The 18,044-nt window shown below is 51.9% G+C and carries 14 protein-coding genes; 9 read left to right on the forward strand and 5 right to left on the reverse strand.

The annotated features are described in order from the left end of the window. Positions 1-661: 661 nt before the first annotated feature. Complete coding sequence (locus tag HJG54_RS21355) at positions 662-2,509, forward strand: MASE1 domain-containing protein (protein ID WP_316431277.1); 1,848 nt, start codon at positions 662-664, stop codon at positions 2,507-2,509. A 36-nt stretch (positions 2,510-2,545) separates the two neighbouring features. Here HJG54_RS21355 and arsM read toward each other — a convergent pair whose 3' ends face one another. After that, a complete protein-coding gene (arsM, locus tag HJG54_RS21360; RefSeq protein ID WP_316431278.1) occupies positions 2,546-3,508 on the reverse strand; it encodes an arsenosugar biosynthesis arsenite methyltransferase ArsM in 963 nt (320 codons plus the stop codon). A gap of 741 nt (positions 3,509-4,249) precedes the next feature. Between arsM and glpX the strand changes: the two genes are divergently transcribed. Both glpX and HJG54_RS21370 read left to right on the forward strand, forming a co-directional pair. Beyond that, complete coding sequence (gene glpX, locus HJG54_RS21365; protein WP_316431279.1) at positions 4,250-5,290, forward strand: class II fructose-bisphosphatase; 1,041 nt, start codon at positions 4,250-4,252, stop codon at positions 5,288-5,290. Positions 5,291-5,642: 352 nt separating this feature from the next. Then, the gene (locus tag HJG54_RS21370; RefSeq protein WP_035998286.1) at positions 5,643-6,935 is read left to right on the forward strand and encodes a glutamyl-tRNA reductase; all 1,293 of its coding nucleotides are present in this window, start codon (positions 5,643-5,645) and stop codon (positions 6,933-6,935) included. Between the two features lie 236 nt (positions 6,936-7,171). Here the strand turns inward: HJG54_RS21370 and HJG54_RS21375 are convergent, their stop codons facing one another. From HJG54_RS21375 to HJG54_RS21390, 4 genes are all read right to left on the reverse strand, one after another. Further along, complete coding sequence (locus HJG54_RS21375; RefSeq protein WP_316431282.1) at positions 7,172-7,954, reverse strand: ZIP family metal transporter; 783 nt, start codon at positions 7,952-7,954, stop codon at positions 7,172-7,174. 27 nt (positions 7,955-7,981) lie between these two features. Next, positions 7,982-9,202 (reverse strand): 2'-O-glycosyltransferase CruG, encoded by a 1,221-nt coding sequence (gene cruG, locus HJG54_RS21380; protein WP_316431283.1) that lies wholly within the window; start codon positions 9,200-9,202, stop codon positions 7,982-7,984. Between the two features lie 76 nt (positions 9,203-9,278). Continuing rightward, positions 9,279-10,205: a gamma-carotene 1'-hydroxylase CruF gene (cruF, locus tag HJG54_RS21385; protein WP_316431284.1), complete on the reverse strand. Its 927-nt coding sequence runs from the start codon at positions 10,203-10,205 to the stop codon at positions 9,279-9,281. A gap of 342 nt (positions 10,206-10,547) precedes the next feature. Continuing rightward, positions 10,548-12,014, reverse strand: a complete 1,467-nt coding sequence (locus tag HJG54_RS21390) for an adenylate/guanylate cyclase domain-containing protein (RefSeq protein WP_316431285.1) — start codon at positions 12,012-12,014, stop codon at positions 10,548-10,550. Positions 12,015-12,297: 283 nt separating this feature from the next. Between HJG54_RS21390 and HJG54_RS21395 the strand changes: the two genes are divergently transcribed. The 6 genes from HJG54_RS21395 (at position 12,298) to HJG54_RS21420 (ending at position 18,005) form a co-directional block, all read left to right on the forward strand. Beyond that, positions 12,298-13,452 (forward strand): F420-0--gamma-glutamyl ligase, encoded by a 1,155-nt coding sequence (locus HJG54_RS21395; protein ID WP_035998300.1) that lies wholly within the window; start codon positions 12,298-12,300, stop codon positions 13,450-13,452. 68 nt (positions 13,453-13,520) lie between these two features. Beyond that, on the forward strand, positions 13,521-14,708 hold the full coding sequence (locus tag HJG54_RS21400) for a GNAT family N-acetyltransferase (RefSeq protein WP_316431286.1): 1,188 nt from the start codon (positions 13,521-13,523) through the stop codon (positions 14,706-14,708). Positions 14,709-14,727: 19 nt separating this feature from the next. After that, the gene (gene ruvX / locus HJG54_RS21405; protein WP_316431287.1) at positions 14,728-15,243 is read left to right on the forward strand and encodes a Holliday junction resolvase RuvX; all 516 of its coding nucleotides are present in this window, start codon (positions 14,728-14,730) and stop codon (positions 15,241-15,243) included. A gap of 173 nt (positions 15,244-15,416) precedes the next feature. After that, positions 15,417-16,034 (forward strand): DUF3727 domain-containing protein, encoded by a 618-nt coding sequence (locus HJG54_RS21410; RefSeq protein ID WP_316431288.1) that lies wholly within the window; start codon positions 15,417-15,419, stop codon positions 16,032-16,034. A gap of 43 nt (positions 16,035-16,077) precedes the next feature. Continuing rightward, a complete protein-coding gene (gene mltG / locus HJG54_RS21415) occupies positions 16,078-17,199 on the forward strand; it encodes an endolytic transglycosylase MltG (RefSeq protein ID WP_316431289.1) in 1,122 nt (373 codons plus the stop codon). A gap of 248 nt (positions 17,200-17,447) precedes the next feature. Continuing rightward, on the forward strand, positions 17,448-18,005 hold the full coding sequence (locus HJG54_RS21420) for a YqeG family HAD IIIA-type phosphatase (RefSeq protein ID WP_316431290.1): 558 nt from the start codon (positions 17,448-17,450) through the stop codon (positions 18,003-18,005). Positions 18,006-18,044: the final 39 nt, after the last annotated feature.

The raw sequence follows: 18,044 nt of genomic DNA on the forward strand, positions 1-18,044 counted from the left end.
AGTGGGGGTTTGGATATGGAGCTAGAAGCAGAGCGCTACAGCGTTAAAGCTGATCGTGGGAGTTGATCAGGAGTTGAGGGAACCGCAAGTGAACAATATCAGTTGTTTATCCTAGCGCGATTTGCCGATTTAGTACATTCGTCCTGATGCCTGGTTCAAAATTCAGGTGGTTTGCCTTCTAAGTAATTCAGCTTAAGACAGCCTTAAGCCTAAGTAGATATATGGCTTGATCGATGTCTCTTTGATAACCATCATTGGTAGTTATCTATGGCTACAATTTGTGTCTACCTAAATTCAACTAATTTTTTTAATCTAATCTTGTAATTGTAATTCTCGCTTGAACTGTCAAAATTGTATTTTGCTTATCTTAAAGTGTTTCCCAAACTGTTTTACTTCATCCATCTGAAATCTGCTAATCTTGCCTCTCTAACTATTCCTGTGATTGCCACAAGACCTGAAAATCCTGACGAACGGCAAGAATTGTGCGATATCCTACAGTTTTTTCTAGATAGCTGAATTATCGGTAGATGCGGCTTGTTACACCTGCTAATTGCAGCTAATTGCAACTACTATGTCAACCGCAGAATTGTTTGCGGGAATATTACTTACGGAACAAACTCACGCAAATTACTCAACCATCACTTGGACTGAGAGACGTCAGATGGAAATAAGCCAGTTAGCACGACAACGCATGTTGGCATTAGCTCTGCCATTCGGATTAGCAGCGATCTATTACGGCACCGCTAAACTTGGAATGTTAGTTGCGCTACCCATTCCCCCTGGCAATGTGACGCCGATCTGGTTTCCAGCTCCAATTGCCTGGATCGGCATTTTCTGGTTTGGCTATCGCATGATTCCGGCCATTTGGCTGGGCGATTTGCTAGCCAGCACACCGAGCTTTTATCAAGCTAGCCAAAACTGGGGAGTAGCGATTGTCGTTGGAGCAATCTGTGCAGCCAGTCCCGCCTTAGAAGCCGTATTGGGCAATTTCCTGATGCAGCGGCTGATCCCGATGGGGCATTTCTTTAGCTCCATCAACCATGTGTTGAAGTTTGCGCTGATTGCAGCCCTCAGCCCAGCAGTGAATGCAACGATTGGCGTAACGACCTTCTGTATCTTTGGCATGTCTGGCTGGAGCGATTTTGGTTCCGTTTGGCTGACCTGGTGGATTGGCAACATGATCTCGCTGATTGTGCTGCTGCCCATGTTTCTGGCCTGGGACGAGGTATCCAAGGGGCGATCACGCATGGGGCAACTGATCGAGATGCTGCTAATGCTGGCACTGCTGTTTGGAATCAGCAAATTCGCCTTCTGGATGGCCTATCCCGTAGAGTACCTGCTGATTCCCTGTCTAATTTGGGCCACCTTTCGGTTGGGGCCACGGGGCGCGACGACCAGCGTAGTTGTGGTGGTGATGCTGGCAATTTTTGGGACGGTTTACGGCAAAAGCTCCTTCATGCGGGCGTCGTTGAATGAATCGTTGCTGCTTTTACAAACGTTTATGGGCACCGTTGCCATTACCACCCTCGTGTTAACTGCCGTTCTGTCTCAGCAGCGACAATCAGAAGCCGCGTTAGCGACCGCCAATCAGGAATTAGGGTTGCGGGTAGAAGAACGCACAGCCGCCTTCGAGCAACTACAAAGCCAGCAGCGACAGCTAGAAGAAACGCTGCAAGCCCTGAAGCAAGCCCAAACCCAGCTCGTGCAGACTGAAAAAATGTCGAGTTTGGGGCAACTTGTAGCGGGCATTGCCCATGAGATCAACAACCCAGTCAACTTCATCGCCGGGAATTTGCTGCACCTGGAAGCCTATTGTCAGGATGTGATGGCCTTGATCGAATGTGAGCAAGCGGGAGATGGTCAGCAATTTGCAGCTCTCGCCGCCGAGTTTGATCTGGAGTTTCTCAAAGCCGATCTGCCCAAGGTGCTGGGATCGATGAAATTAGGGACCGACCGCATTCAGCGGATTGTTACTTCACTGCGCAACTTCTCACGCATGGATGAAGCCGAGGTGAAAGCGGTTGATATCCATGAAGGCATCGACAGTACCCTATTGATTTTGCAGCATCGCCTCAAAGCGACCTGCGACCGTGCCGCGATTCAGCTAATCAGACGCTATGGAGACTTGCCGCCGGTGGAATGCTATGTCGGCCAGATGAATCAGGTATTTATGAATATTCTGGCCAACGCCATCGACGCTCTAGAGGAAGGCATGAAACGAGGGCAGATCGAATCACCTACTATTACCATCACGACAGAGAAGCGCCATGATGCAGTAGCCATCGGAATTGCAGACAACGGTATCGGCATTCCCAACTCAGCCAAAACCAAGCTATTCGATCCGTTCTACACCACCAAGCCCATCGGCAAAGGCACCGGTCTCGGTTTAGCCATCAGCTATCAGATCGTCACCGAAAAACATCACGGCAAACTCTACTGCGACTCCCAACCCAACCAAGGCACCGAGTTCTGGATCGAGATTCCGGTGCATCAACAACTCGACAAATGAAGGGTTTCTAGCAGAAGTGTTTTAGCAAAAGGGGCTTTAGCAACAGCCACCACCGCTGTAGTGCCAGGTTGAATCAGTGATCAAAATTTCGCCAAAGCGCTCCAACTTCCTCGCCGTTTTGTCGCAGACCGCTGTGGGAATGCCCCTCGGCAAAATATGCCCAGCCTGATCATCAAACGCCGCTTCTGTCCCGGTATAGACCGCCGTTTTTCCCGTAAACACGCAAGCTCCATCGGCGGGAATCGGTACCTTAAACGAAACTGTATCCAGGCTTTCCAGCAACAAATGAGTCTCTAGCCCATAGGTTTGGCGATCCAGCAACCGATAGGGACGACGAGCGCGTACCTCAATTTGCCCGAAGCCAGCTTCAATCAATTGCTGGATGTAATCCTCGTAGGGCAGTGCTCCCGATAGACACATGGCCCGCAGGCGTTCGTCTTGCTGCAAATGGGCTGGAATCGGTCGAGTCGCGATTGGGTCACTCATTAACAGGCGGCCACCCGGCTTCAACACCCGCACCACCTCAGCCAATGCCTTAGCCAGATCCGCTGGCTCAAAGATATTAAATAAACAGTTCTGCGCCACTACATCAATCGAACTGTCGGCTACAGGTAAGGCAAACGCATCCCCAGCCCGAATCTCCACAAAACTCGGCTCGAACCAATCGTTAACGGCTGCCGCTGCCCGCAAATTGTCTGAGGCTGCTCGCCGCATTTCCGCCACGGGTTCAACCGCAATTACGCCTGCCGTTCGCCGGGAAAAATAGGCAAATTGCAGCGCCTCCAGTCCACCCCCCACGCCCACATACAAGACCGTAGGTTGATTTGCCAGTTCTGCCGCGTGCACCGTAGTCCCGCAGCCATAATTCATCTCCTGCATCCGTTCAGGAATCCGCAGCCCCGGAAAATTCAAAGGCGCACTCTGGACGCAGCACAGGCCCACATCAGGGGTTTCGGCAACTTGGGCGTAAAATTGGGCGGTGGTTTCGAGGTAGGTCATGGGGGTGGGGGAGTAGGGGGTGGGGGGTGAGGGAGTAGGGGGTCGAGGTTGCGTTCTGAGTTGGTTGACTGCTTGGATGGGGCTGTTCAGAGTTTTGGGTCAATCCAGGGTTTGACTTCGCACTTCTCCCAGCCGCGAATCCATTGCGGGCTAATCGGGGAAGTTTGCTGTAGGCGCAGCCTTCTCGCAGAGTAGCAGACGAAGCAAGAGGTTCAGTGCACTACCCTGCAGGAACGCAAGCGTATAGTGGACTTGCTTCATTAGCCCGCGATTCATCTGTGGGCTGCGGGCAGCTCAGGCAACGAAGTGACACAGAGCCATTTACAGATCCGCTTGGCTTGCATTTTGCTTGCCTCACTTGCCTACACACTTGACCAACTCAATTGATTGACTAACCAAGTAGCCTCATGCAGTCTAGCCGCTTCTATCCACGCAATTTCTATCTACGCAATAGCACGGCCAAATGCTGTTTCAGCTCGCTCTAGTATCAATGCAACAATTTATTCACCGCATCCCCATTGACTGTACCACCCCAACCTGAGATTTAGCTGAATCCATCCCCCTCACTCCCTCACCCCTCACCCCCCACCCCTCACTCCCTCACCCCTCACCCCTCACTCCCCACTCCCCACTCCCCACTCCCCCTAAACACCTTCCCACCGATCCCCACTCCTGATAGACTTTTGACTAGGCACAAATACTGCCTGTAGACGCAAAATAGCAGTCGGGAGGGAATTTCCGGTGGAAGCGACACTCGGTTTAGAAATTATTGAAGTAGTTGAGCAGGCGGCGATTGCCTCGGCTCGGCTGATGGGTAAAGGTGACAAAAACGAAGCCGATCGGGTTGCTGTGGAAGCAATGCGCGAGCGGATGAACAAGATCTACATGCGGGGTCGCATCGTAATCGGAGAAGGCGAGCGGGACGAAGCGCCCATGCTCTACATCGGTGAAGAAGTCGGGATTTGTACGCAACCCGATGCTAAAAGCTACTGCAACCCAGACGAATTGCTGGAAATTGACATTGCGGTTGACCCTTGTGAAGGAACGAACCTCTGTGCCTATGGTCAGCCAGGTTCGATGGCCGTCTTGGCGATCTCTGAAAAAGGTGGTTTGTTTGCCGCACCAGACTTTTATATGAGGAAATTGGCGGCTCCTCCGGCAGCCAAAGGCAAGGTCGATATCACAAAATCCGCCACCGAGAACCTGAAGATTTTGTCGGAATGTCTCGATCGGGCGATTGATGAACTCGTTGTTGTCGTGATGAAGCGAGAACGCCACGATGACTTAATCAAAGAAATTCGGGAAGCGGGTGCTCGCGTCCAGTTGATCAGCGATGGTGATGTGGGTGCAGCGATCAACTGCGCCTTTTCTGGGACCAATATTCACGCACTGATGGGGATCGGGGCTGCTCCTGAAGGCGTGATTTCAGCGGCAGCACTGCGCTGCATCGGAGCACACTTCCAGGGACAGTTGGTCTATGATCCGGCGATTGTGCGCACCAAGGAATGGGCCAACAAAACGAAAGAAGAAAACCTTGCCCGCCTTAAGGAGTGCGGTATCACCGACCCTGACAAAATCTACAATGCCGATGAATTGGCTTCGGGGCAAAATGTCCTGTTTGCAGGCTGCGGCATCACACCGGGCAACATCATGAACGGTGTCCGGTTCTTCAAAGGCGGCGCTAGAACCCAAACATTGGTAATTTCTAGCCAGTCTAAAACAGCTCGCTTTGTGGACACGATTCACATGTTTGGCAATCCGAAGTACGTGCAGTTGCACTAACAGTTGCACTAACCCGTTGCGCAGAACAAAGCTGCATTTTTAGCAAGGCTTTTAGCCGAGCCTAAATAAATTGACATAATGTCAGAGAGGCGTTGACAATCAGCGTCTCTTTAATTTTGTCAGCCCTTGGAAAACTCGAATTCACAAAAATTTACGCCACAATAACAAATAGAGCCGCGCTTCCTTCCTCAGAGCGTGACATTGAGTTGGTAGACTTTTCTTTAAATTGATGTTTGAGTGATGTATTCACTTACTCTATTGCTGCAAATTGTGCAAACAATTGTGAAAACCCAGTTGATTTATAGCCTGATTAATGGTGGGCATTGCATAAACAAATTCTTTGGGAGGACGGATGAATATTGTTGTTGTCGGACTGAGTCATAAAACGGCTCCGGTGGAAGTGCGGGAAAAGCTCAGCATTCCAACCCCACAAATGGAGGCAGCCCTCGCCCACCTCTGTAGCTATCCTCATATTGAAGAAGCAACGATTCTCAGCACCTGTAATCGCCTAGAGGTTTATGTGGTTGTTAGCGAAACCGAGCAGGGCGTGCGAGAAGTGACGCAATTTCTAGCCGAACATGGCAAGATCCCAGTGCATCAATTGCGGCCTTACCTGTTTATCCTGCTGCATCAAGACGCCGTTATGCACCTGATGCGCGTTTCTGCCGGTCTGGATAGCCTGGTGCTAGGAGAAGGCCAGATCTTAGCTCAGGTAAAACATACCCATAAAGTGGGACAGCAATACAACAGCATCAAGCGGATTCTCAACCATCTGTTCAAGCAGGCGATCACGGCCGGTAAGCGAGTCCGGACCGAAACCAGCATTGGTACGGGGGCCGTTTCGATCAGCTCCGCCGCGGTTGAGTTAGCCCAAATCAAGGTGCAAAACCTGGCTGCCTGCCGGATTGCCATCCTGGGAGCCGGAAAGATGTCGCGTCTGGTGGTGCAGCACCTGCTCTCGAAAGGCGCTACCCAAATCTGCATCGTCAACCGCTCGCTGGAAGGCGCGAGGGAACTGGCTCAACAGTTCAAAGATGTGGAGCTAAAGCTGCATACCCTGACCGAGATGATGCAGGTCGTCACTAGTTCGGAGCTGGTCTTCACCGCCACTGCCGCTACTGACCCCTTGCTGGATCGAGCCAAGCTAGAAGCTTGCTTGGAGCCTCATCAACCCCTGCAGCTATTTGACATTTCGGTGCCGCGTAACGTCCATTCTGATGTCAACGAGCTACCCAATGTGCAGGTGTTCAACGTCGATGATCTGAAAGCCGTGGTGGCTCAGAACCAGGAGAGCCGCCGCCGCATGGCAATGGAAGCTGAGGGCATCCTGGAAGAAGAAGTCGAAGCCTTTGAGAGCTGGTGGCGTTCGCTGGAAACCGTGTCTACCATTAGTAGCCTGCGCGATAAAGTCGAAGCAATTCGGGCACAGGAGCTAGAAAAGGCACTGTCTCGCCTCGGTTCTGAGTTTGGCGAAAAGCATCAAGAGGTAGTCGAAGCCCTGACTCGTGGCATTGTCAATAAAATCCTGCACGAGCCAATGGTGCAACTACGTGCCCAGCAAGACATCGAAACTCGCCGCCACGCCATGCAAACCCTGCGCATGCTCTTCAACCTGGAAGCGACCTCGAATGAGCAGTACGGTTAGAAAATTTTTCTCTCGTCCTTGCTGAATTTGTCATCTAAATGTCATTTCCTGACCATAGGTTTGTCAAATCAGCTTGGTAGTTTAAAACTACAGGTGAATGAATGCTGCGGAGGAGTAGTTCAGCATCAGCCTTAGATCTTTGATCGACGGCTGGGAACTGTTCCTCTTTTTTGTTGCGCTGCTTCAACTCAAAACTCAAAACTCAAAACTCAAAACTCAAAACTCAAAACTCAAAGCTATCCCAACGTCACATCCAGACACATCATCATTACAAACCCAACCATCAGGCCAATTGTGCCGGCCTTTTCGTAGCCCAACCGGTTGGATTCTGGAATAATCTCATCGCTGATCACAAACAGCATGGCACCCGCTGCAAAGCCCATCGCAATTGGCAAAATGGGTTGGGCAATAGTCACCATAACTACACCAACAAGCCCTCCCAGCGGCTCAACTAGTCCGGTTAAGAAGCCAATCCGAATCGCCTGCCATCTCGTGTAATTTTCCGCCACTAACGACAGCGCCACCACCAAACCTTCCGGGATGTTTTGTAAGCCAATTCCAATGGCTAGAGCAATCCCATTAGAGATATTGTCGCCGCCAAAGCCCACACCCACCGCCAGCCCTTCCGGAAAGTTGTGGATCGCGATCGCCAAAATAAACAGCCAAACCCGCTTCAGGTTGACCACACTGCTGCCCTCACGCCCCTTGAAAAAATGCTCATGGGGAAAATACTGATGGGCAAACCACAAAAAGGCTGCCCCTAAGAAGATGCCAAAGGTGACGGCTGTGGCCGCATAAAACGGGTTCTGCGTTGCTGCTTCCGCCGCCGCCAGTCCGGGCACAATCAGCGAAAAGGAAGTGGCTGCCAGCATTACGCCTGCCCCAAATCCCAGCATCACCCCTTGCGTATTGGGTGTAATCTGCCGGATAAACAGAACCGGTAAGGCTCCAACTCCGGTTGCTAACCCAGCCAGGGTACTGCCCAGCAAACCCAGATACAGATTAGAAACGTCCGCCATATCCTCAAGTGATCACAGGCCGCTATTTTAGCGTTCATGCCCCAGACTATACTGCCGCCCCCGCCACTGAGTGGGAGTCCGCAGTGAAGACAACAAAATCCGGTAAACCGCGAGCGGATCGGCTAAGGGTGATAGCCAAAAGGACCAACCCGCATTTGCTTGGCTAAAGTCATACGAGGGCGCAATTCCCCAGAGCAAGGCAAACCGAATTAGCAACAGAGTGGCGTTCATCCCCAGCAAAGCCAGTAGCGGCAGACTGGTGTAGCCCAAGCCGAAACCAATCGCGCTAGTCAGGGTGATGATCAACGGCAGTCCTTGCACGGCCAGTAAGAATCCCAAATCGCCCCATTTCTGTGCGACCGACGAGGCATCCTTCAAATCCAACGAACGACCCCATTCGCGCCAGGTTTCCAATGCGCCTTCGTACATCCGCACCTTTAGGAGCTTGGCTCCATCCAGAAACCCAACTTTCGCACCCAATCGGGCAGCGTTGCGGGCCAGCGTCACATCATCGCAAAATGAATTCCGCGCACTGCTGTATCCACCCAAATCCGTCAGCAGCGACCGCCGACACAGAAAGCATTGCCCATTCGCCATCACCCGATCGGCTGCCTCAGGCGCACTTCCCGTTGCCCCAAACCGATACACGAGCGTGATCAACAAAGCCGGCTGCAGCCAGAACTCGCCCAAATCCTTAAGGATGAACTGGGGCGACAGTGAAATCAAGTCATAGCCCTGCTGCTCGGCGGTAGTAATCAAGCTTGCGACTAAACCTGGCTGGGGCTGCGTGTCGGCATCGATGCCTAGGATCCAATCGCTGTGCTCCGAGCTGTGCAGAAATCCGCTATGTAAGGCCCACGGGCGTCCTACCCAACCTGCTGGCAATGGGTCATCCTGAATCAGACGGAAGCGGGGGTCGACAGCTTGAGTGCGTTTCACCAGATCGGGAGTACCATCGGTGGAATGGCTATCTACCACAATCACCTCTCGTACCTCGTAACTCTGACGGCCCAGCCCTTCCAAGCAAGGCGAAATTCGAGCCGCTTCATTCAAAGTCGGAACCACAATGCTGACCTTGCCCAGTAAATCAGGAGTTGGGGACTGTGGCTTCAGGGGTGGATAACGGCGAGGAGCCTGGAGCAACCGGGCCAAGAGGATGGCAACCGCCGGCAATTGGCAGACTATGAGCAGCAGGGCAATACTACTGATCCAGATCTCTGAGAGGTCTGACGGAGACAAAATCGGCACAGGTTTTTACTCGATGCAACTAGGTAGGTGCAGTTGGGTAGGTGCAGTTGGGTAGGTGCAAGTTAGATAGGCGAAACTAGGCAGCAATTCGCTCAATTCCGTCTTCTAGGGGTTGGGGTTGCGCGTCGGCAACCGCCAGGGAAACAGACGCATGGGGTGACTGTGCCCACTGCCAGCACAGCACCGCTGGAGTTACACCCAGCAGCAAACCTAGCAGCAAAGGAATCCAAAATCCAGCACCGATACTCATGACGGCAGCAAAGGTAAAATTACCCAAATAGACTGCCAGCGGCAAATTCAATTGGGCTGCTCGCAGAGCAGGAGCCTGTTTCCGCCATAGCAGTGCTGCTACGGTCATGAATACGGTTCCGGTTCCCATCCAGCCCACAAAGTTTTGATAAGGCATACCAAAGAAAGCGCCGGGTTGGTGCCAGTACCAGAAGGGAAGAGCCGTCTGACTCATCGCGGGATCAAGCACAAAATCCCAGGAGGTCAACAGCAGCGCGCCCAACAGCACCGCGCCTACCTGTCCCAGCCAACCCAAGCTACCCGAACGACGGGCCGCTAATGCCTGCAATCCCGATTTTGCCAGTAGATAGGACGAGAAACCCAAATAGAACCAGGACAGGGGGATCGTAAATGGCACTAGTCCAGCAATCTTATACCCCAGCCCACTCAGGTAGCTGTAGTCACCAAACGGGAATCCAGTGCTGGTCCCCAGCAATTCACTGCTGAGGGAAATCAAAATCGCCGGCAGCATAAACATCAGCCAACGACTCAGTCCCAGCGTGCGATAGGCGTAGATGGAAACCGCAGCCGCACCCAGCAGAATGTAGACTACGCCGCCGCCCGCCATACTCCAGCGAAATAAAGTCTGTCCTGCTGGAATCAATGAAAGCACTTCAGGATGGGGCATCACCCACAGTAGACCTGCCAACCCAAAAGCCATTGAAACCAGATGTCCAGCTAAACAAATGCGCTCGATCCTAACCAATTGCCTCATGACAGACTCCAAACAAACCTTGATGGCACAATGCGAACTCTTGGAATGGCCCGACAATTTCAATTGTTACAGAATATTACTCAAAATCCTAAGCTTTGTAAATTTAACGCTCAAGCTATCTTGAAGCTATTTTGAAGTTCGGTTGTGCTTGAGTGGTAAAGGGCAACGGTTTTCAGGAAAATTTTTAGAATTACTTTCAGGATTAGGAAGATAATTGCAGCAGCTGCCTGAAGCAGGGTTTTCGAGCAAACTCCTCAGAAAAACTCGGTTTTCATCCTTGTCTTTAATCCTTTTTTAATTTAACTGGGACTATTGAATCGACTCTATACCTATGGATATAGCTTAGGTTCGACGTCCTTTTAGCCAGTAGGTGGGCAGCTCGCCATAGCCGCGGATTAGAAGCATACCCCGTGGCTCTAACCAATAGCGGTGGCACAGCCGCTGATAAACCGAGGGAGAGACCTGAATGTGTCCCGCTATACCTTGACTTTGTAAACGACTTGCCAAATTGACCGTCTCTCCCCACAGGTCGTAGGTAAACTTCTTTTTGCCAATCACACCCGCCACCACCGCGCCTGTATGGATGCCAATTCGCAACTGAAAAGGTTCTCCCTGGTCGGATCGAAACTGTTGGACAATCTGTTGCATCGCTAGGGCCATCTCGGCCATTGCTTCGGCGTGATCGGGCCGGGGAAGTGGCAATCCTCCAGCCACCATGTACTCATCGCCAATCGTTTTGATCTTCTCTAAGCCAAACTTTTCTACAAGCTGGTCGAAGGCAGAGAAAATCTGGTTTAGAAAATTGACGAGTTCAACCGGTGTGACTCGTGTAGAGAAGGCAGTGAAACTGACCAAATCGGCAAATAGTACCGTGACATCAGAAAAACTGTCGGCAATTGTGTCGGGTTTGCGTTTCAACTGTTGGGCAATCGACTGAGGCAAAATGCTCAGCAGCAAGCGTTCTGATTCGCGGCGCTGATAGCGCAATTCGGCTTCAGTTTGTTTGCGTTCGGTAATGTCCTGCACGGTGCCTTCGTAGTAGCGCAGCGACCCGTCTTCAGCTCTGACGGCCCGCACGTTTTCCGAGATCCAGATGCGGCTGCCATCTTTGCGATACACCTGCGACTCGAATTCAGACACTTCTCCATACAGCCGCAAATAGACATCTAGCTCCTCTTGCCGACCCCGACGGACGTAGAAATTGCGGTGGCTATCGGCCATCAGCACTTCGGCAGATTCGTAGCCATAGATTCGAGCCAGAGCTGGATTGGCACTCAGGTAACGCCGATCGGGACTGAGTTGAAAAATTCCTTCCAGGCAGTTCTCGAAAATGCTGCGGTATTTTTCCTCGGCTCGCTGGCGTTCGCGGATCTCGTGTTGCAGTCGGGCATTCTGGACTTCCAGCTCTTGCCGCAACCGGCGAATCGTGAGATGGGTTTCGACCCGCGCCAAGACTTCCGCTAGCTGAAACGGCTTGGTAATGTAATCGACTCCACCAGCAGCAAAGGCTTTCAGCTTGTCTACCACTTCATCTAGGGCGCTGATAAAGATAATCGGAATTTCTCGGGTTTCTGGATTCACTCGCAACTGCCGGCAAACCGTGTAGCCATCCATTTCTGGCATGCAGATGTCGAGCAAAATTAGGTCTGGTTGCAGCTTGGGTACCGTTGTCAGGGCCGCCATGCCGCTCGTAACGGCCTCAACCGCATAGCCCTTTTGCGTCAGCAGGCGGGATAGGAGCACGAGGTTGGCTGGTGTATCATCAACAAGCAAGATCTGACCGAGGCACCCTGCTGAGGCTGTATCCATGACATGAACCGAGAGTAGGGAACTAATGAAGAATAACGAGGCCGAAGCAGACAAACGCCTGGGGCAGCGGGGCAGTCAGCGGTCCTGACGACATGGGGGCAAGCCCAGTCTGTTCGATTTTTATCCCTTACAGTACTGACAGTTTAACGCCCGGAAAGGGTCGGATCAGGGCAATTGGCTGCTGGAATTAAAAACCAAAATTCAAAAACATGCATGCAAAACTCACGCAGTTCTATAGACTGTCTAATGAACAATCATCACTGCTTAAACGCGGTATACAGCTATGGGGATTGCACTGAGCATTTTGGCGCTGTTAATAGGCTTGGCACTGCTGGCTTTCGAGTGGGGGTATCGCCGCCGTGTGGGCAACAAATTTGAGCTGACGCCGGGTAACTGGAAGATTATCACCGACGACCCAACCCACTATGTGGCCCTTGGCAACTTAGAGCTGATCAACCTGACCGAGCGGCGAGAAATCATGATTCCGGAACTGAAGGCAGAAGTGACGCTGCTGTCGAAGGGCAGTCTGGAAGGTATCACATCGAGAGTGCAAGTGGTGCCGCGCCATTACGATATGCCGGCTCGTCCCGATGGCTACTGGTTTGCCTACATTGTTAAGCAAAAACCAACCCATGCTGAAGTGGTATTAGATTTGCGAGGGGAAGACCTATCCCAACTGCAGTCAGCCTGGATGCGGATTCATTACATCACCTATGGACCGCAGGGACGGATCCCCAAAGTGCGACACATTGTTTTACCACTTCAGTTTCCAGCTGTTGAGGACTCCAAGCACTGGCGGTCTGCTGCTAACGCCAATCTGCTACCAATCCGGACTCACCTGCTGACCCATCTCGATCACCCGGTCGAGATCATCAAACGCTATGTGTTGCCCCACGCCCAACCCGGTGATGTGATCACGCTGGGAGAAACCCCGGTTGCTCTGATGCAGGGGCGGTTCCGGCACCCGACTGAGATTCAACCCGGCTGGCTAGCGCGGCGAATTTGCTACTTCTTTTTGCCCACATCGAGTCTGGCGACCGCCTGCGGCATGCAAAGCCTAGTGGATATTGTTGGACCCGGACGAGTTTTGCTAGCGTTTATATTAGGGGCGTTGGCTAAAAAGTTTCTGAAACAGCCAGGGATGTTTTATCAACTCGCGGGTGAGCAGGCTCGTTTAATCGATGATGTTACGGGTACGCTACCTCCCTATGACCAGTTTGTAGTGCTTGGTCCGGATAATCCTCAGCAGGTGGTGGATCAAATTCAGCGAGAGACAGGGCTGGCCGCAGCCATCGTAGACGTGAATGATCTAAAAGCAGTTAAGATATTGGCAGCGAGTCCTGGTGTACCTTCTACTTTTCTGGAACAAGCTTTAGTGACTAATCCTGCTGGTAACGCTGATGAACAAACTCCTTTGGTCTTGATCCGTCCGGTCTGATAGTCCAATGAATTTGCCCATCGCGCCCAGTCCGGTCCTCTAGTCTGACCTTTTACTCCCTCTCACCTATGACTTCGACCATTCCCCAAACCACCGTGATCAATATTCGCCCGATTCAATACCGAGATTTAGAAGACATTGCTCGGTTAGCTGGTGAAGAAGTTGGCGCAGCTGAGAGCAGTAATGTCGTTGATCTAGAGCAGCAACTTCGGCAACTCCGCCGCTGGTACGGGGTGTTGAAGTGTGTCAGCTGGTTCCCCAATCCGCTGCGTTCCTTTTTCTGTGCTTACGTGGCTGAGCAAAACAACCAATTGCGGGGTTTGATTCAGGTCTCACCGTTTAACCGGACGCGTAGCACTTGGCGGATCGACCGGGTCATGGTGGACCGGGCCGCTAATGCCACGCCCAGCGAAATTGGCTCCCAACTGTTGCGCCACTGTTTTCAGGCAATTTGGGAGGCCCGCACTTGGTTAGTAGAGGTCAATGTGAACGACAAAGCAACCTTGGCCCTCTATCGCCAGAATGGCTTTCAGACTTTGGCCCACATCACCTACTGGACGATTTCGCCTGAAATTTTGCAGGTACTGGCCCAGCGCGAGCCAGATCTGCCGAATCTATTGCCGGTCAGCAATGCCGACGCCTGCCTGCTCTATCAACTCGACACCCAGTCGATGCCGTCGTTTGTACGGCAAGTGTATGACCGTCACATCGCAGATTTCAAAACTAGCCTGATGAAGGCGATTGGCAGCGGCGTTACCCGCTGGTTTCGCAAAACCGACCTTGCCAACGGCTATGTCTTTGAGTCGCAACGCAAAGCAGCGATTGGCTATTTTCAGCTCCAGCTCTGCCGCGATGGCAGCCAGCCCCATACGGCGCAGTTGACGGTTCATCCAGCCTATACATGGCTCTATCCAGAGCTGTTGACTCAGATGGCGCGAGTTACTCAAGAGGTACCGGCTCCGCTCCAGTTGACCTCGACCGACTATCAGCCTGAGCGCGAAGAGTTTCTCGAACAAATCGGCGCTACTCGCACCGAGCATACCCTGATGATGTCTCGTTCGGTCTGGCACAAGTTGAGAGAATCAAAGTTTTCCCTAGAGGCTCTCCAATTAGCCGAAGTGCTGCAAGGGCTACAGCCCGCTCGTAAGCCGGTGCCCGGTCGGTTCTCCTTTGCTGAGAATGCCACACCTGCTCAGTTGGACAACCGCGATAGCACGACTCAATCCCGCAGTGATGCAGACGATACCACCCGCTAGTTGAATAGCTATCTAACATATGGTGCAGCGGCGTATATCCGCCTTGGGGCTAGATGTTGGCAGAAAGCGAATTGGGGTCGCTGGATGCGACGGCACTGGGCTGATTGCAACCGGACTCACCACGATTGAACGCGGCTCCTTTCAAGATGATGTTGCCGCGATTCGTACCATTGTGGCAAATCGCCAGGTAGAGGTATTGGTTATTGGTTTGCCCTTCACCATGAGCGGCGAGTTAGGTTTTCAGGCCAAACAGGTACAAAAGTTTGCCACTCGCCTCGCTCAAGCCTTGCAGCTGCCGATCGAATATGTGGATGAACGCCTGACTTCGTTTCAAGCCGAGCAGTTATTGCATGCGGAAAACCGCTCGCCCTCGCGCCATAAAGCGCTGATTGACCGCAAAGCGGCTGCCATTATTCTGCAACAGTGGCTGGACGAAAAACGAGCGCACCGCCGCGACGAAAGCAACGATGGTGCGAACAATGACGGTGAAAGCGACAATGGTGGAAGCAACAGCAATGAAAGCACAAACCTTTAGCAGCGGCTGTATACAGTGAAACTTGCTTTAAAGATCCCATCCTGCGGGATACTTGGGAAATGACTCAATACTAGACTTTTAGCCAAAATGCGATTTAATAGCATGAACAATGCCCGATCCAAAATTGGCTGAGACTCTGGATCAATTTGCCGTTTAACATGATGTGAGCAACCATGACTAGAAAGAACTTCGGAATGGACGAAGCTGCGATGGAAGATGATGTACCCACTCTAAGCCTGATCGATGAAGAGGGCCGGTCACTCCTCTGCTATGTCGAACGGTCGCTCACCGTGAAAGGGACAGACTATGTGTTGCTGATGCCAGTGGACTCGCCAATTGAAATCTTCGCTTGGGCAGCAGACGAAGAAAACGATGACGAAGAAATGTTGATCGACATCGACGACGACGAACTCGATGAAGTGTTTTCCACCGCCAGAGCCGTTTTGGCCGAACAAGACCTGATCTTGCACCGCACAGCATTGACCCTAACAGCCAGCGGCGACCTCCCAGACGTGACCGAAGACGAGTTGATTACCCTCGATATTGAGTCTGATAGCGAACCAAGCTACGAACAGTTTCAGCAGCTAGCCGCCTTTTTCCATGAGGAACAGGAATATGTGGTTTGCAGCCCGCTCGATCCACTGTTGTTTTTTGCCCAGCTCGATGAAAAGGGGCAGCCTCAGCTCGTTTCCTTAGAAGAGCTACAGACCCTACTCGAACTAGAAGAATTCAAGGAGTTGCGGGCACAGCTAGAATCCCAAGCCCAGCTCTTTGAAGACATGGATGATTAGCTCGAAACCTCTCGAAATCTCTCGAAATGATCTCGAAACGGCCATGAAAACGCTCTCTCGAATTTCTAGGTGGTTCTTCTACCTGCTGTTGCTGCCGGTGGTGTTGGGTATCAGCGGCTGGCAAGGTTGGGCTTGGTGGAGTTGGGCGAGTGCACCGCCGATTGCTAAAGCCGATGCGGCGAATGCAGCGAATCCCAACGAAAGCCAGGCCATTCAGATCGAAATTCCGGAAGGCACGACCGCTCAGCAAATCGGTGAGGATCTAAAGTCCGCCGGACTAATTCGCTCGCTTTCGGCTTGGAATCTTTGGACAAAGCTACAAACGCTGCAAAATCGGGACGGCAGCTTTCAGGCCGGGATTTATGAACTGTCGCCTACCGAGCCGATGGAGAACATCGCTAACAAGATCTGGAATGGCGAAGTCATGCAGCGCAGCTTCACCATCCCTGAGGGTTGGTCGATGCAGCAAATGGCCGACTACTTTGCCGGACAAGGTTACTTCACCAAAGAAGCTTTCCTAGAAGCAGCCAAACAAATTCCCCGCGACAAGTTCCCTTGGTTGCCAGCCGATATTCCTCATTTGGAAGGGTTTCTCTATCCCGACACCTACAAATTCACCGGCGAACTGACGCCCCAACTGGTGATCAATCAAATGCTGAGTCGCTTTCAAGAACTGGCGCTGCCGGTCTATGAGCAGGGGAAGGGCACGACGCCCTACAGCCTGTTGGAATGGACGACTCTGGCTAGCATTGTGGAACGAGAAGCTGTCGTTGGCTCAGAACGGCCTCAGATTGCCAGCGTTTTTGCGCGTCGGCTGCGAGAAGGCATGCCTCTAGGTGCAGATCCAACCGTGGAGTATGCCCTCGGCATCCGTCAAACGCCCGATCAGCCTCTGACTTGGGATCAAGTCCGCACACCTTCGCCTTACAACACCTACGAGAATACCGGCCTACCTCCAACCCCCATTTCCAGCCCTGGGATTGCTAGTCTAGAAGCCTCGCTAAATCCGAGCAACACCGAATATCTGTACTTTGTTGCCCGTTACGATGGCACTCATGTCTTCAGCAAGACTCTGGCCGAGCACGAGGCCGCCCAAGATGCGATTCATGACGGACGAGAGGCTGCGCAATCTGAGCCTAAACCTGATGCAAAAAATGCAAACTAAACGCCTGAGGTCAGTTCATCTCAGCCGAATTATTGCAAAATTGAGAAAACCGCGTTTCCTCTGGGGATAATGAGCAAAGTATCCCAAAGGCATTAAGAAGCATCCAAAACTATCTAAGCTGTTTTGCCCTTTTGGGGTTTTGAGTCGAGATTTCCACACCTGAAGCCGGCATCTTTCAGTTCATGGTTTTTCTATCTTGATAGAGTCAACCCACATCGAGTCAACGCACCAAAACCCAATCCTATCTTATGTCCTGGGGCAAATTACTACAGCCTGATTTAATTCTTGGCGATTCCATTCTTAATTTAACGTCAGAGATCCTACAACAGCACAATATCCGGGGGTTAGTGCTGGATGTAGATGAAACTCTGGTGCCGATCAGCATGAGCGAGACCTCACCCGAACTCCAGCAGTGGATTCAGTCTCTCAGCCCTTCCATTCAAGTCTGGTTGGTCAGCAACAATATCAGTCAGATGCGGATTAGCCGCATTGCCAAATCGTTGAATTTGCCCTACATCTTGGGTGCTCGTAAGCCCTCTCGGCGCAAGCTGCGCCAAGCTGTGGACTCTATGGGGCTACCGTTTGAACAGGTGGCAATGGTGGGCGATCGCCTATTTACTGATGTACTGGCCGGCAACCGTTTGGGGATGTTTACCATCTTGGTCGAACCGATGGTCAATCCAGCCAAAATTCAAAACCGCTATCTATTACGCGATATCGAAGTCTGGTTCTCTCAAATCCTGGGCGTCTCTCTGATCCCCTGGCAGCAAATTCAACAGAACATTACAGATCCTGACAGATCTTAATATTTTCTAGCAAAAGGTAATGATTCTGAAGAAAACGTT

The sequence above is a fragment of the Leptolyngbya sp. NK1-12 genome (assembly GCF_032598965.1).
Lineage (GTDB): Bacteria > Cyanobacteriota > Cyanobacteriia > Elainellales > Elainellaceae > Elainella.